Source organism: Clostridium sp. MF28, assembly GCF_002969175.1.
Classification (GTDB): Bacteria; Bacillota; Clostridia; order Clostridiales; family Clostridiaceae; genus Clostridium; species Clostridium beijerinckii.
This window is the reverse complement of sequence record NZ_CP014331.1, coordinates 3,881,553-3,897,636: the sequence shown is the minus strand read 5'-3', so window position 1 is coordinate 3,897,636 and position 16,084 is coordinate 3,881,553. Positions and strand designations below refer to the sequence as shown.

General features: G+C 28.4%; 15 protein-coding genes. 2 read left to right on the top strand and 13 right to left on the bottom strand.

The features are described 5' to 3' along the window. Positions 1-19 precede the first annotated feature (19 nt). Positions 20-604, bottom strand: a complete 585-nt coding sequence (locus AXY43_RS17125; RefSeq protein ID WP_017209894.1) for a thymidine kinase — start codon at positions 602-604, stop codon at positions 20-22. 189 nt (positions 605-793) lie between these two features. On the opposite strand from AXY43_RS17125, the gene rpmE reads away from it, so the two are divergent. Both rpmE and AXY43_RS17115 read left to right on the top strand, forming a co-directional pair. Further along, positions 794-1,003 (top strand): 50S ribosomal protein L31, encoded by a 210-nt coding sequence (gene rpmE / locus AXY43_RS17120; protein WP_023974844.1) that lies wholly within the window; start codon positions 794-796, stop codon positions 1,001-1,003. A gap of 213 nt (positions 1,004-1,216) precedes the next feature. Continuing rightward, on the top strand, positions 1,217-2,323 hold the full coding sequence (locus AXY43_RS17115; RefSeq protein WP_039772942.1) for an MGDG synthase family glycosyltransferase: 1,107 nt from the start codon (positions 1,217-1,219) through the stop codon (positions 2,321-2,323). 41 nt (positions 2,324-2,364) lie between these two features. Here AXY43_RS17115 and rho read toward each other — a convergent pair whose 3' ends face one another. The 12 genes from rho to AXY43_RS17055 form a co-directional block, all read right to left on the bottom strand. After that, entirely contained in the window at positions 2,365-3,807 is a 1,443-nt protein-coding gene (rho, locus tag AXY43_RS17110) for a transcription termination factor Rho (protein WP_039772945.1), read from the bottom strand. A 308-nt stretch (positions 3,808-4,115) separates the two neighbouring features. Then, complete coding sequence (locus AXY43_RS17105) at positions 4,116-5,726, bottom strand: CTP synthase (RefSeq protein ID WP_039773938.1); 1,611 nt, start codon at positions 5,724-5,726, stop codon at positions 4,116-4,118. 164 nt (positions 5,727-5,890) lie between these two features. Next, positions 5,891-6,199: a hypothetical protein gene (locus AXY43_RS17100; protein WP_023974841.1), complete on the bottom strand. Its 309-nt coding sequence runs from the start codon at positions 6,197-6,199 to the stop codon at positions 5,891-5,893. A gap of 105 nt (positions 6,200-6,304) precedes the next feature. Then, positions 6,305-6,721, bottom strand: a complete 417-nt coding sequence (locus tag AXY43_RS17095) for a DUF1934 domain-containing protein (protein ID WP_011967745.1) — start codon at positions 6,719-6,721, stop codon at positions 6,305-6,307. A gap of 131 nt (positions 6,722-6,852) precedes the next feature. Next, entirely contained in the window at positions 6,853-7,590 is a 738-nt protein-coding gene (gene spoIIR, locus AXY43_RS17090; RefSeq protein ID WP_105411868.1) for a stage II sporulation protein R, read from the bottom strand. A 63-nt stretch (positions 7,591-7,653) separates the two neighbouring features. Next, a complete protein-coding gene (gene ispE / locus AXY43_RS17085; protein ID WP_023974839.1) occupies positions 7,654-8,496 on the bottom strand; it encodes a 4-(cytidine 5'-diphospho)-2-C-methyl-D-erythritol kinase in 843 nt (280 codons plus the stop codon). Between the two features lie 148 nt (positions 8,497-8,644). Continuing rightward, on the bottom strand, positions 8,645-11,287 hold the full coding sequence (gene cphA / locus AXY43_RS17080) for a cyanophycin synthetase (RefSeq protein WP_105411867.1): 2,643 nt from the start codon (positions 11,285-11,287) through the stop codon (positions 8,645-8,647). Beyond that, positions 11,259-12,104: a cyanophycinase gene (locus tag AXY43_RS17075; protein WP_011967741.1), complete on the bottom strand. Its 846-nt coding sequence runs from the start codon at positions 12,102-12,104 to the stop codon at positions 11,259-11,261. The genes cphA and AXY43_RS17075 overlap by 29 nt, the downstream gene beginning before the upstream one ends. A gap of 6 nt (positions 12,105-12,110) precedes the next feature. Continuing rightward, complete coding sequence (locus tag AXY43_RS17070) at positions 12,111-12,287, bottom strand: hypothetical protein (RefSeq protein ID WP_155715372.1); 177 nt, start codon at positions 12,285-12,287, stop codon at positions 12,111-12,113. Positions 12,288-12,433: 146 nt separating this feature from the next. Then, on the bottom strand, positions 12,434-13,996 hold the full coding sequence (locus tag AXY43_RS17065; protein ID WP_023974837.1) for a DUF3794 and LysM peptidoglycan-binding domain-containing protein: 1,563 nt from the start codon (positions 13,994-13,996) through the stop codon (positions 12,434-12,436). Between the two features lie 463 nt (positions 13,997-14,459). After that, positions 14,460-14,702 carry a Veg family protein gene (locus tag AXY43_RS17060; protein ID WP_011967739.1) on the bottom strand — a complete coding sequence of 81 codons (243 nt, stop codon included), beginning with the start codon at positions 14,700-14,702 and terminating at the stop codon, positions 14,460-14,462. 615 nt (positions 14,703-15,317) lie between these two features. After that, a complete protein-coding gene (locus tag AXY43_RS17055) occupies positions 15,318-15,857 on the bottom strand; it encodes a glutathione peroxidase (protein WP_011967738.1) in 540 nt (179 codons plus the stop codon). Positions 15,858-16,084: the final 227 nt, after the last annotated feature.

The window sequence follows — 16,084 nt, the reverse complement described above, 5'->3', positions numbered from 1 at the left end:
AAATCACTTACTCTCCTAATTAATTTTCTTTGTATTTATAGTAGCACTCTCCACACAATGACTCATATTCAACATTATCTTCATCATCAATTGCGATTTGTTCTCCCTCAAATACAAATTTATTATTTATTTTTCTTCCATTAAATATGGCTTTCCTACCGCATGCACAGATTGTTTTCATTTCTTCAATACTATGAGCCAACAATAACAATCTTGTACTACCTTCAAATCCATTTCTTTTAAAATCAGTTCTTAGACCATAACATATTATAGGTATATTAATCTTTACAGCAATTTCAAACAACTGATCTATTTGTGATTCTCTTAAAAATTGAACTTCGTCTACTAGTATACAGTCTATTTTATTATTTTCTTTTATATAATTACTGATTATTTGAAAGATATCATCCTGATCTGAAACTAATAAATCTACCCGCCTATTTACTCCTAACCTAGATACAAGTGTGTCTCCACCTTTGTTATCAATTCTAGGTTTAATAATTACCACCTTCATACCACGTTCTTCATAATTATAAGCAACTTGCATTAAATGAGTTGATTTTCCAGAATTCATGGCCCCATATCTAAAATATAATTTACTCATCTGTAAAATACTCTCCTTATTTAAGGTATCATAATCGATTATATCATTTAATAGTGATCATAAAAAGACATTTTTATATTATTTACATACACGGATTTATTATTGACGCTAAAATTCTACTATGATATAATATGGTGGTTGTTATTGAATAATTAACATAGTTTATATAATTGAAAGAGGTGAAAAATAATGAGAGAAGGCATACATCCAGAATACCACCACAATACAGTGGTTAAGTGTGCATGTGGAAACACTTTCACTACTGGTTCTGTTAAAGAAGAACTAAAAGTTGAAATATGCTCTAAATGCCACCCATTCTTCACTGGTAAACAAAAAATTGTTGACGTTGGTGGAAGAGTTGATAAATTCAACAAGAGATTCAACCTTGACAACAAGTAATAACTTTATGAGGAAAGACGATGTCTTTCCTTTTTTATTCATATTTCTAATATATTAGAAATATATATTTTACTGCAATTGTTTGCAAACTTATACATACTTAAAATTTAAATAACTAAATTTTAATATATTAGCGTATATAATTTAATATTTAAATTATATACTATACATGGTAAACTATGTAATATAATAATGTTGAAATGAGTGACTTTCATGAAAAAAGTTTTAATCTTAACAACATCTACAGGACAGGGACATAATCAAGCTGCTGCTTCGGTAGAGGAATCATTTAATAATTCTGGTTATGAGATTACAAAGCTTGATTTTTTAGCCAAGAATAGCAAGCTTCTTAACGATATAATTGTAATTGGATATGAGTTTTCGGCATCGAAGTTTCCCAAAACTTATGGTTTCTTTTACAAACTAACTGACACAAATTTAACTAATAAACTATTAAAACTCATCTTCTTTATGGCAAGAAAGAAGGTTTCGAAACTTATAAACAAAATACAACCAGATGTCATCATAGCTACCCATTCAATTAATATTAGCGTAATTTCAGATCTAAAAAAGAATGGATTGGATATACCTTTTATTTTAGTGGTTACAGATTTTAAGGCTCATTATTTATATGTGGATTCTTACGTTGATGCTTATATAACCGGAAGTAACTATACAAAAAAATCTCTAGTAGATAGAGGTATTAATCCTAATAAAATTTATCCAATAGGCATACCTATAAGTAGTAAATTTTATACTGAAGTTACATCAGCAAACGATTTAAAAGATGATGAATATTTTAATTTATTGCTTATGGGAGGAAGTCTTGGGTTAACTACTATTTTTACAGTTCTTAAAGAATTGTTAAAAAATCCACACAAGTTAAGAATCACAGTAGTTTGTGGCAAAAATGATAACTTAAAGAATAGATTAATTAGTTATTGCAATGAAAATAAATTTGAAAACAAAAAGCTTCATATATTAGGCTTCACAAAAGATATCTCTTATTTAATGGATTATTCTGATATCCTAATATCAAAACCTGGTGGATTAACTGTTACAGAATCTATAGTAAAGAACATTCCATTAATAATTCCATTTGCCATACCAGGTCAAGAAAATGAAAATATAGATTTTCTGACTAGCGAAGGTTATTCAATATATGTAAAAGATTTAAGCAAGCTAAATGATAAAATAAATTATTTAATAAATAACCCCAATGAGCTATCCAAAATTAAACTAAAGCTCAAAGAGTTATCATCAACTTATTCTTTAACTAAAATAGTCGATATAGCAGATGATTTAATTTCAAAAAAATAAAAGATGGCCACTAGAATAAAATGGTCATCTTTTTTTGTTATCTATTGAACTTTTTTCTGGAATACATCTATAAATTCTTTATTGTTGCCAGTTTTAGATAACATATTAATTAAATTCTCTGTAATATCATCTGAGTTTCCATCTCTATACATCTTTTTCCTTATGGAGAATGCTACTTCTAATTCTTCTTTAGATAAAATTAAATCTTCTTTTCTTGTTCCAGACTTATATATATCTATAGCTGGGAAAATTCTTCTCTCTTGTAGACGTCTATCTAAATGAACCTCCATATTACCTGTTCCTTTAAATTCTTCAAATATCATATCATCCATTCTCGATCCTGTTTCAATTAGTGCAGTAGCTAGTATTGTTAAACTTCCGCCCTCTTCAATTTTTCTTGCTGCTCCAAAAAACTTTTTAGGCATTATAAGCGCACCTGGATCAAGACCACCTGATAATGTTCTACCTGTAGGAGTTATTGTCAAATTGTATGCTCTTGATAATCTAGTTATACTATCCATAAGAATAACAACATCTTTACCTTGCTCAACCATTCTCTTAGCTCTTTCTAAGACCATTTGAGCTACCTTTGCATGGTTTTGCGGTTCCTCATCAAAAGTTGAATAAACTACATCTCCATTAATAGACCTCTTCATATCTGTAACTTCTTCTGGTCTTTCATCTATAAGCAAAACAATAAGCTTTACATCAGGATAATTTTTAGATATATTTTGAGCAATCTTTTTTAATAGCGTAGTTTTCCCAGCCTTTGGTGGAGCGACTATAATTCCTCTTTGCCCCTTTCCTATTGGGCATATTATATCCATCAGTCTAGACGATAAATCATTACTATCAGAGGTTTCTAATTTTAATCTTTCTTTTGGATATATTGGTGTTAATGTTTCAAAGGATTTTCTTCCTATAGCTTTTTCCGGATGCTCTCCATTAACTTTTTGAACAAATAATAAAGCTTTAAACTTCTCAGTTTCCTTTGCTTCTCTTACTTTACCTTCAACTTCATCTCCTGTTCTTAAATTAAATCTTCTAATCTGAGATGGAGATACATAAACATCTTCGCTACTAGTTAAATAGTTTTTACATCTTAGGAAACCAAAACTATTATTTTCAAGTATTTCTAAAATTCCATTTGCAACGTTGGATTCATTTATCATTTCTTTTAAATTTTCTTTCTTTTCCACATTCCCAATTTCATTTGTTCTAGATTTTACTTCTGAATCATTGCTTTCTTTATTCGACTCAGTATTATTACTTCTAGGCATAACACTTCTAGTCTCTTCTACATTCTTAGGTGCTATATTTTCTCTTAATATAACACCATTCTTTTCTATAAAGTTACTAGGAACTTTCAATATTTCTTCTATTAGCTCATTCTTTTTATATTTAGATATATTTTTCACACCTAAATCTTTAGCAATATCTTTTAACTTTGTTAAAGTCATGCTTTCATATTCTTTTTTTGTCAAGTTCGCACCTCCAATTTATAGATATGAATCTATAAAATCAATTCTTTTATAATTTTAGTTATATTTTATATCGGAAAATTTAACAGTAAGATAGTTAGAAATGATATATTTGAGAATATTTTAGAATAATACTTGTAAAAATACATTTTCTATTAGTTTGGATATTTATTTAAAATTTAATGCAATATATTAAATTTTATTTTATATAATTCACGATCAATAATTTAAACTACTAAAGTTATTAAAATAAGTTTAATATATAATAAATTATAATACTTATTATATATTAAACTCAATAATAAAACAAATTACTTTGATTTATTTTCTTCTAATGCTGCTTTAATAAATCCTACAAACAACTTATGTGGCTTGTTAGGTCTTGATTTTAACTCTGGGTGGAATTGTACTGCAACATACCATGGATGATCTTCAACTTCAACAATCTCAACTAATCTTTCATCAGGACTTGTTCCTGCAATTTTCATTCCAGCTTCAGTTATTTGTTTTCTGAATTCATTATTAAATTCATATCTATGTCTATGTCTTTCCTTGATAATTTCATTTTTATATACTTCATAAGAGTTAGTATTCTCAGCTAATCTACAAGGATATAATCCTAATCTCATTGTACCACCAAGATTTTCTATATCCTTTTGATCTGGCATAAGATCTATTACTGGATAATTTGTACCTGGGTTTATTTCCGAACTATTTGCATCTTCATACCCTAATACACTTCTTGCATATTCAATTACGGCACATTGCATTCCCAAGCAAATTCCTAGGAAAGGTTTCTTATTTTCTCTCGCCCATTTTATAGCTGCTATTTTACCTTCTATTCCTCTGTCACCAAATCCACCTGGCACTAATATTCCATCAACATCTTTAAGTAATTCTTGAGCATTACTGTTTTCAATATTTTCGGCATTAATCCACTTAATTTCAACATTAGTATTATTAGCATATCCACCATGACTTAATGCTTCAACTACTGATATGTATGCATCGTGTAACTCAACGTATTTACCCACTAATGCTATCTTCACGTTGTTTTTAAGGTTCTTAATCTTTTGTACCATTTGAATCCATTCGGAATTATCAATATCTTTACATCCTAAATGTAATTTTTCACATACAAGATTATCTAAACCTTCTGAATGTAGCATTAATGGAACTTCATATAAATTTTCCGCATCAAGATTTTGAATTACTGATCTTCCGTCTATATTACAGAACAATCCAATTTTAGCCTTAACATCATCTGATAATTCTTTCTCAGTTCTGCATACTATTATATCTGGTTGGATACCTATCATTCTTAATTCTTTTACTGAATGTTGAGTAGGCTTTGTCTTTAATTCTCCTGCTTTTCCCAAGTATGGTACCAAAGTAACATGTATGTAACAAACATTTTCAGCTCCAACTTCACTTTTTATTTGTCTAATAGATTCTAAAAATGGTTGTGATTCTATATCTCCAACAGTCCCACCAATTTCAGTTATTACCACATCAACATCTCTATCTTTTGCTACTTGGTATACTTTATCTTTTATAGCATTAGTTATATGAGGAATTACCTGAACTGTACCTCCAAGGTATTCTCCCCTTCTTTCTTTTTCTATAACAGAACTATATATCTTACCAGTTGTAACATTTGAATTTTGGGTTAAACTTTCATCTATAAATCTTTCATAATGGCCTAAATCTAAATCTGTCTCAGCTCCATCATCCGTAACAAAAACCTCTCCATGCTGATAAGGGCTCATTGTTCCTGGATCCACATTAAGATATGGATCAAATTTTTGAATAGAAATTTTTACCCCTCTATTCTTCAATAATCTCCCAAGAGACGCTGCTGTTATTCCTTTTCCTAGTGCTGATACAACTCCGCCTGTAACAAAAACGTATTTAGTACTCATTTTTATCCTCCCTATGTTAAAATGTTCTTCTAAATTAATATTGACTTTTTCAAAAAGTCATGCTATAATGAAAATCACCCCATAATATAATATGGGGCATTTGTGTTGCTTAATAACATAGGTATTATAATATCACATATCTACTCCAATATCTAGTCTTTTTTTTATAATAAATTGGTCATGCTATTCTTTCCTATATTATCTTCTAATTCAAAGTACTTCTCTCTAAAAAGTCTATTTATTAATAACTTTTCTTCTGCTAGTTTCAAATTGTTACTTATACTCTTAGAAGTTTTTAGATTAAAAACTTCCTTAACTCTCTCAGTATCTAAACAGTGATTATATTTTAATAATAATAATAATATATATTTATTATCTCTATTTTTTAGCAATTCTATAAAATTTTCTTCATCAATTCCGTAATATTTGCATATGTTATTCAATATCTCTATATATTTCAATCCATTTTGCATATATATTCCTCCCTTTGAAATTATATCCCATTTTTTTCTAATTTAATCAACTTATTCCTAAATATCTTTATACAAAGGGAGTATTTAAATAAATATAGAACCTACTTAATTTAATTTCACACCGATAGTTAAGTTTGTCTTCAATGCAGGCTGTCCACCTATTTCTAGTATGTACATTGCGGTTATTGTTCCGCCCTCTTTACTAATATCAATATTAAGTTTTTTAGTATCTATTTGAAGATCCATAACACCGTACGGCGTTTTATATAGAGATATTGTTCTATGATTATTTCTAAATTCCATTTTAGTTTCTGTAGTGCCTTCTCTTATTAAATCAAAAGAATCATTTCTTATTATTATAGTAGTCTTTGTCCCTTCCATCCCTGAAAGCTTTGTTTCCTCATACTCTACCTTAAATCCATCTTCTATTTCATGGAAATCTCCTGGAGTTACTACCCCTACAAGATCCTCTTCATTATCCAATACATAACTATCTACCGTTATAATAGCTTTTTTCTTCATATTCTCCTCCACTTATAATATATTATATTTGAATATTATTTTTGACTTTCAGAAATAAGCTTTAGCTTTATTAAATTCATTTGACAACTATATAAATTTCGTGAATAAAACTTCCAAATATCCTATTAATATTATTTAAATATATCTCGAAATATTTCCACTATTTTAAACTTTATCTTTATATTATTTCCATCTGCCTGCTTATCCCCTACATTTTCAGTTGAATCGTCTTTAGATTCTAATTCAAAACTTTTTCCATTTGACTTTATTTTATTCTCTGTTTTATCATATTCCACTTGTGCCTTTGATTCGTCTACAAAACATAATGGAGGAAACATTACACACCACCAGTTTCTACCTTGTCCACTTCCTATAATTATTCTAAAGGCCTCATAATTTCCTTGAGGTAAAGTGATATTACCATAAGACTTATCAGGAAAATTTTCCCTAGACAATTCAACTTTTACATCATAATCATAATTATTATCCTTAATCACTTGTTGTGCAAGTGTTTTAACATCTTCCATCTTATCTTTTATAATTTTTCTTGATTCATCTAATGATTGTGAAGAATTTAAATAAGGATATAGATAATCTATAACTCTATTCTTAACTTTTAACTTCAATTGTTGATCATCATCATTATCACTATTAGCAATTACATGAAATCTTATTAATGAATCTTTAATCTCGTCGTAATTGAGAACCCTCATATTATTATCATTTTTATTACTTTCTGTTGCAATTAAACTATTTACCAAACTTGTACTATTACCTCTAACAATGCTTGTACATCCAGAAAATATATTTATGCTTAATGTTATTAAAACTACCAATACTATTTTTTTTAATTTCAAATATTTTATCATAAACAAACCCCCTTGTAGCTAAAATTATTACCACTTGGAGGTTTTTTATACATTCAATTTGAATTAAATTGTTCTTGTTATAAATACATCTTTATATTTTTTTTTCATTTCATCATAACATAACTGTGCTTTTAGCATATCATCAAAAAGAGCAAAAACAGTTGGTCCACTACCACTCATCATTGTACCTATAGAGCCAATAGATTTCATTTCTTCCTTAATGTTAGCAATAACTCTATGCTTCCTTAAAGTAACATTTTCTAATAAATTTTTCATATTATTTGCTACAAAATAAACATCATCATTATTCATATTTTCTATTAAACTATCTATTTTAGGATGAAATACAACTTTTGATAAATCAAAGCATTTATAAACTTCTTTTGTTGATACACCAAAAGGTGGCTTTACTAAAACTATTATTTTATCTTTAAATGATTTTAATTGGGTAATTTTTTCTCCTATACCTTCGCACAGTGCTGTTCCACCTTTTATGCAATATGGTACATCAGCTCCTAGTTTTAGCCCTATAGATTTCAATTCTTCATCACTTGCATTTACATTAAACATCTTATTCATAAGCTTTAAAACTCCTGCTGCATCGGTACTTCCGCCTGCCAATCCAGCTGAAACAGGTATATTCTTAGTTAACTTTATATCTACTCCCTGACTAATAGAATAAGTTTCCTTAAATATTTTCGCTGCTTTATAAGCTAAATTTCTTTCATCTGTAGGAACATAATGTTTATTACAATTTAACCTTATCTCAGATTCAGTTTTCTCTATTTCTATTATGTCATATAAATCTATAGTTTGCATTATCATTCTTAATATATGATATCCGTCTTCTCTTTTCCCAACAATATCTAAGGCAATATTTATTTTGGCATAAGCCTTAATCTTCATTATCTTATTCCTTTCTTAACATTTTGACAATATTTTATCATAGGTAAAAAATCTTGTCTAATTAATAAATTAAAAAAGGATTAATAATGTCTATTAAACATTCTACTATGAGATCAATTTTAGATAACTTTAAATCTTTTATCAAGAGTTATAATGTATTACTGTACTGTTTATATTCTTCATCGAACGTATCTAGTTGTTTGTTTGGTTCCTCATTTATAAACTCTAAAAGAGAATCTAATTTTTCATAGAATACTACAATCATATCGCCCTTATTACTCATATCTATTGCATATTTTAACGCTTGAACTTCATCTAGACAAATCTTCAAATTTGCATTTTTATTAGTTTTCAATATTGACTTTTCTAATATATCTGCAATCTCTCCAGATTTTCTACCCCTTTTATCCTTATCTTCTTTTATTACTATTTTATCAAAATTATTAGCACATATTTCTCCTATTGCGTATCCTATATCGTCTTTTCTATCTCCTGGTATTCCAATTACCCCAATTAAATCATTATCTCCCTTAATCTTTCTCAATGAAGATATAATCGCTCTATAACCTTCAATATTATGAGCATAATCTAATATAACTCTTCTGTTAAGGTAATTGTACATGTTAAATCTTCCGCTATTATCTTCATTCTTTAACCCAAAGTCCATAAAACCTTTTGAAATCATACAATAATCAACTTCTAAGCCTACAAGCCCTGCACAAGCTGCCATTGCATTTTCTATATTATATTCTAATGTTCCATTATATGATATTGGTAACTTTCTAGTAGCTACAATTTCATACTTCTTCTTATTATTAATTACGCAAATTTTATCATCTTCAACAAATACAGCTATTTTGCCATTAGCTATATTTTCTTGTATCAACGGATTTTTTTTATCTTTTGCAAAATAAATTTTTTCTGCTGTGAATCTATTTATTACAGTTTTGCTATATTTATCATCAGCATTTACAACAACAAAACCATCATCTTTTACTGCTTCTCCTACTAAAGCTTTTGTAAAGCTCAACTCTTCAATAGAATTAATTCCATCCAAGCCCAGATGATCATTGGTTATATTTGTGATTATTGCTACATCTGCCAACTCATATGCTAGCCCTCTTTTAACCAATCCTCCTCTAGCAGTTTCTAAAACAGCTACATCTACATCTTTATTCATCAGTATTGATCTTGCGCTATTAAATCCAGAATCATCTCCCTTATGTATACACTTTTCATTCAAATATACACCATCAGTCGATGTCATGCCTACATTGCTTCCCATCTTTCTTAGCACATGACTTATTAACCTTGTAGTAGTTGTCTTTCCATTAGTGCCTGTAATAGATATTACAGGTATATTTTTAGGTTCTTCATCATAAAGCGTTTCAAGTATTGCTTTTCCCACATTACGCCTTTTACCTTTTGAAGGGAAATGGTGCATTCTTATACCTGGTGCGGCATTTATCTCTAAAACTACTCCATTATTATCCTTAAGCGGAACACTAATATCTTTTGCACAAATATCAACTCCACAAATATCTAACCCTAAAGTTTTAGCTGCATTTATGCAACTTTCTATATTTTCCTCACAGATTTCATCAGTGCAATCTATTGCTATTCCACCAGTAGAAAGATTTGCATTCTCTCTTAATAATATTTTTTCACCCTCTTCAGGGATATAGTTCAGTTCCAATCCTCTTTTAGAAAGGCATGATATTAACTCAGCATCAATTTTTATTTTGGTTAATGCTTTTTCATGATCCTCTCCTCTTAATGGATCCTTATTAAGAACCTCTATTAACATCCTTAAACTATCTTTTCCATTTCCAATAACATATGGAGCAATTCTCAATGATACAGCTACCACCTTGTAATTTACAACACAAACTCTGTAGTCGCTTCCTTCAAAGTATTTTTCCAAAATTATATCCTTTTGATTTTTTCTTAAGTTAATATATGCATCAACCAATTGTTTTTGATCTTTTATATTCAGTCTTACTCCTTGACCCTTGTTTCCGCATTGTGGCTTTAAAACCACTGGATATCCAATTCGTTCTGCTTCTTGTAATAATCCAATTAAATTAAGCACTTTACTTCCGTCTGCTACAGGAATATTTTGAGTTTGAAGCAACTGTTTTGTTAAGAGTTTATCACAAGATATATCAACTCCTACACAACTAGTCTTGTTTCCTATAGAAGCTTCTATAATTCTACCCGCTTTTCCATATCCTATTTGATATATGGTACTGTCCCCTAGTTGCATAACAGGAAGTTTATATTCCCTTGCAGCATCACATATTGCTTTTGTAGTCGCACCCATTTGCTCATTTTGCAATATATTTTGTATAATTTTCATTCTTCCATCGAAATTTATTGGATTTTGCGCTATCAAAGAATTCATTAAATCTATGGCTAAATTAGCCACCTCAAGTATTGTATTTTTATATTCATATTGTACGATAATATAATACATATCGCCTTTAATTTCTCTTGCCTTTCCATAAGCAACATCTATTCCTAAATTATTTTGCATCGCTATCATAGTGTGTTCACAAATATGCGCTAGGTAAGTTCCTTCTTTTAGTCTTTTAACAAAACCACCTTCTTCATCAATTCCGCATCTATGATTTTTTAATTCAGGAATTATGTTTACAAGATTAAAATTAAAATTCGGTATGTCCTTACTTGGTATTTCAGAATATCCTTCCAAATCCATATCTATTCTTATACACTTTTTATGAGAATAAATATTTTGGCCTTCATATATTCTCTTTTGTATTATCTTCATGATTAAACTTTTCCTCCTCAAAAGGTGACTTTTTTATAAGATCAAATTTATTTCCATCAGTTAATACATGCAACTTAACATTATGCATACTCAAAATATCATCTGCATATAATTCTGAAACATTAGTATATGTAATTGCACTACCATCAATAAAGTAAACTGCTCCTTCACCTATTACCTCTATCATTCCAGATTGGTTTACTACTATTCCTGTATTCTCATCTATTCCTATTCCTAAAACCTCAGGGTTTTGTGCAATTCCTGTTAATAATCTCCCTATTCTTCCTCTTTGAGCAAAATGTTGGTCAATTATAACATCCTTAATCAACCCAAGGCCTGGAGACATTTTTAATGTGCATTTTCTAGGATCATCATCATCTTCCCCTTGAACTATCATTGTGTCACTCATTACGGATGCTCCTGCTGAAGTACCTACTATAAATGCACCATTCTTCCAAGCTTCTTCTAATGCATCATAAACCGGAGTTCCGCCAATTAAACTTGTTATTTTTAATTGATCTCCACCGGTAAAAAATATTAATGAAGAATCTCTGATTAGCTCTACATTCATATCATCAGATGCTTCTGTTCTCTCACTTATATCTAATACCTTTATATTTTTTACTTCAAGTTCTCCAAATACCTCTTTATATTTATTTGCGGCCTCTTTAGGATAATCAGTTGCAATAGTTGCAATTAATAAAGTATCTTTACTTTTGTCAATTGAATCACATACTCTTTTTAAAATTTCTTTTTTGCCTTCTTTATCTTCGGCTCCTCCAATGATTATTAAATTACCACTTAAAACTTTTTTCAAATTTTCTCACCTCATATCATGCATTACATATTCTATCCACCAGATTAAATAATTATTCAAGAAATTTGGCTGCTGCAAATGCCAAACCACGTTTCCTATAAGAATAATTTCTCTAGTTTTTACTTCCTTAAGTTCGAAGTAATTAGCAACTATAAAACAAAACTTAGTTTGTGTATTTTTCATTTTATTATGTAAATATTTTTTCTTCATATCCAAAAACTTTTTCTATTTTTAGAGCTTAATAATATTGCTTCATAAAAAAAGAGATACTCCAGAATTCATCTAATGAAATTCTTAAAGTATCTCTTTTTTTATGAATTTAATTAATTTTAGAATATTGCCCTTCCTGGTATTATCAATTTTTGTCCTTCTTCAATATGTTCTGGATCTTCAATCTTATTTATTTTAATTAAATCGTCAACTGTTGTATTATATTTTTTTGCTAAGTTCCAGAAAGTATCCCCTTTACTAATTACATATATAGTAATACTAGCTTTCTTTTCTGGAATATCGCCCTCTTCTTCAACCACATCTGAAACAAATTCTTTATTCATTTCATACAATACTCTGCCAGATAGTATCACAGTAGCTTTAATCGCTATATTATTTCCTTCTATAGCCGCCTCAATATTTTCTAAATTACTTTTAATTATAGATTTCATATTTTCATCTGCGCCTGCTATATCAATTGCAGCTGAGAATGGTATCTCTGCTTTAACACTTGATAGGTATTTCTCCTCATCAGTTGTCTTATACAATATACTTGCTTTTATAATTCCCTCTACAATAACTCTGTCTTTTACAACTTGTTTATCTGTTAATATTATAGCCCCATTAGCAGATATTATATGTTCAGGTCTCAAATCATTATCTTTCAATTGAATATTATACTTAACAATTGCTTCAGAATTATTCATTCCATGAAGAATTCCAACTTCATGTTCATCTTTTTTGAGACTAAGCAAACAATTGGTAGAATATGCATCTTTAATAGTATCTATGTTTTCTTTTGAAAATATCTTAACATTTGCTCTAACTACAAGCTCATCGTTTATAATTCTTATTTCGCCTAAATCATCTTCTTCCAACATTAAATCATTATTTGATATTTCATAGGAAACAGTTGGAATCATATCTGATGTTATACCATTAATTTCTTCCTCTTTTGATAAATAAATATCATCTTCTAATGGAATTATTTCCTTAGAATCTTCTCCTTTGTATAGTATATTTAATTTGCAGTAACAGCCAAGATAAACTTTATCTTCTGTTATTTTTATTTCCTTTTTATGAAGTAGTAAGGAACACTTTAATATTTTGCTGATTTGTGGTTTATCCATACCAACTCTAATCATAGATTTGCCTACTAATTCAACATCCTCTGTTGCATTGATTTTATTAATTGTCTCTGTTTTTTTCAATACTTCTACTTGATCATTGCCCTCAATATCTTTTACAAATTCAAATTCATTGCTCTTGTAAAGTTCCCAATCTACAGTAACTATACCCTGAATAGATATTTTCCTCTCATTCATTATGTTTGCTTCAATATGTTCAATATTACACTCTGCCTCGCAAATTACTCTATTTTCCCCTTGATTTAAGTCAATATTATTTGTAAAGTTCTGATTATAATTCACCGAATTTACTGCGAGTCCCTCTTCTTTAGCTAAATATATTACTGTGTACTCAACCTTTCCTTCTATAACTACTTTATCTCCAATTATTTCTTTATTAGTTACCATTGGTCTAGCTTCAACAGTTAATATCTCTTGTACATCAGGATGGGTATCAGGGATTAAGTATTCATCTTTTAATACCGAATTCGTATTATTTTCCCTAAGCAATTGTTCAAACTGTACATTTTCTTTTACAATATCTATATCTGCCATATTTTATACCTCCATAAAATTCCTACTATTCATTTATATACATATGAGTAGAAATTTATGATAAATATATTTTTATTTTATTCTAACAAATTAAGTAAACCTTTTACTTAATTTACTTAACAATATTTTTTTAAATTTTTTTGCGTTTTTTATTGACATATACTATTTTTTGTCGTAATATAGTAATTGGTTATTGACCATATAACCTCTCATAAATTCTCAATACCCTTTTATACCATAGTTGAAAGATGGAAACCCACCATCTTTCTTTTTTTATAAAATTATTTAGTTAATCTAAATCCTATTATCATTTTAATCATAAAATTATATTCTATTTATGGATTTCTACGTATAAAAACACTTCTTACAATTTCTAATTCATTAATTATTTTAAATAAATATGAATAGTAGAAACTCACTTTTAAAATAAGACAAAAAGAAAAAACTCCGAATTAATCGAAGCTTATATTCTAGTTGGAAATACCAATTGTACAGTCTTTGTTAATACATCTGAATAACTATAAGTCACGGTCCTTTGGGTGTCATTTTTTAATCTTATAACAAAAATACTTGGGTATACACTTTCAATTATACCATCATTAACTAAAATCTTTTTCCTTCCACCATTAGCTTTTAGAGTCACTTTCTGACCGACGTGTCTCTCTATATCGTTTTTAATGGAAGCAATAGTTTTAACTTTTTCCATGTAAACACCCTCTTTCATACTAATTATATAACAAAATCATAAATTAGTCAAGTAAAATAAATATTTTATCATTTATAGCACCATATTGTCAATGTAAACATTTTTCCAATTATATATGTTTTCAAGCTATTTTATTATATTATCTGCTTTTTCTTAATTATTATTCCCCTTATCATTAAATTTAATTCTATAACATTTCATAATCTATAAATAACCTTAATTTTATTTCTAAATTGATTCCATGTTCATACTTAGATAAGTATATAATTTAAAATCAGATATTATATTAAAAATCTTTCTTAGCTCAATGTTATATCTATAAACTATTCCCCCTTCAATTATTCTATACTCTTATCCTATTAACATAATTTCGAGTATTTCCAATGTTATATATTGACCAATACTACTTACAGTAATATTGGTCAATAGTTTATTCCTTACTATATTTTTTAAGAAAATCTTAGTAGACATTTTATATAAAGCTGGAATTCCCTCCCCGTTCAGAATTTATTCTCAACAATACTAAATGACATTTTTTAATCATATAAAAATATTTTTTACTATAAAATACTCCTTTAATCACACGTACATTAAAGGAGTATTTATATTTATTCTCTATTTTTCATTAATTAATTTTTCAATTTGATCAGCAATTTTCTCTGGTTCATATGTTGGTGCAAATCTAGCTATTACTTTTCCCTCTTTTGATACAAGGAATTTTGTAAAATTCCACTTAATATCATCTCCACTTGTATTAAAGCCTTTTTCTGATAAAAGATTATACAATCCCTTTGATGCATCATCTTCGCTTGCAATAGGAGCCTCTTTCTTTAAAAAAACATATAATGGATCACTATTCTCTCCATTTACATCAATCTTTGCAAATGTTTTAAAAGTTGTTCCGTATGTTAATTTACAAAAATTTGATATCTCTTCATTAGTCCCCGGCGCTTGCTCAAAGAATTGATTTGATGGAAAATCTAATATTTCAAATCCACTGTCTTTATATTTATCATAAAGCTTTTGAAGCCCTTCGTATTGTGGAGTAAACCCACATCCTGTAGCTGTATTAACAATTAGTAATACCTTTCCCTTGTATGTCTCCATAGAAACTGAATTTCCATTTATATCTTTTACTAAATAATCATATATCATTTTGCTTCTCTCCTTATCATCTTTAATATGAACTTAAGTGAATAAACTTATGTTTTCATAAATTATATTTTATAAAATTAAATTTGTTTAAACCATTATATATTCTATTATTATTTTTGTCAAATAGAAATATTATATTTATTAATTATAGTTAAAAACTTCAATACTCTTACTAATTGTTTAGATGCATTGAAGTTTTTAATAATTTATTTTATGCAATTCCTATC

Bases quoted from the DNA above. Each gene is read 5' to 3' on its own strand.
- AXY43_RS17125 (WP_017209894.1), bottom strand. From the start codon at position 604: ATGAGTAAATTATATTTTAGATATGGGGCCATGAATTCTGGAAAATCA.
- rpmE (WP_023974844.1), top strand. From the start codon at position 794: ATGAGAGAAGGCATACATCCAGAATACCACCACAATACAGTGGTTAAG.
- AXY43_RS17115 (WP_039772942.1), top strand. From the start codon at position 1,217: ATGAAAAAAGTTTTAATCTTAACAACATCTACAGGACAGGGACATAAT.
- AXY43_RS17105 (WP_039773938.1), bottom strand. From the start codon at position 5,726: ATGAGTACTAAATACGTTTTTGTTACAGGCGGAGTTGTATCAGCACTA.
- AXY43_RS17100 (WP_023974841.1), bottom strand. From the start codon at position 6,199: ATGCAAAATGGATTGAAATATATAGAGATATTGAATAACATATGCAAA.
- AXY43_RS17095 (WP_011967745.1), bottom strand. From the start codon at position 6,721: ATGAAGAAAAAAGCTATTATAACGGTAGATAGTTATGTATTGGATAAT.
- spoIIR (WP_105411868.1), bottom strand. From the start codon at position 7,590: ATGATAAAATATTTGAAATTAAAAAAAATAGTATTGGTAGTTTTAATA.
- ispE (WP_023974839.1), bottom strand. From the start codon at position 8,496: ATGAAGATTAAGGCTTATGCCAAAATAAATATTGCCTTAGATATTGTT.
- cphA (WP_105411867.1), bottom strand. From the start codon at position 11,287: ATGAAGATAATACAAAAGAGAATATATGAAGGCCAAAATATTTATTCT.
- AXY43_RS17070 (WP_155715372.1), bottom strand. From the start codon at position 12,287: ATGAAAAATACACAAACTAAGTTTTGTTTTATAGTTGCTAATTACTTC.
- AXY43_RS17065 (WP_023974837.1), bottom strand. From the start codon at position 13,996: ATGGCAGATATAGATATTGTAAAAGAAAATGTACAGTTTGAACAATTG.
- AXY43_RS17060 (WP_011967739.1), bottom strand. From the start codon at position 14,702: ATGGAAAAAGTTAAAACTATTGCTTCCATTAAAAACGATATAGAGAGA.
- AXY43_RS17055 (WP_011967738.1), bottom strand. From the start codon at position 15,857: ATGATATATGATTATTTAGTAAAAGATATAAATGGAAATTCAGTTTCT.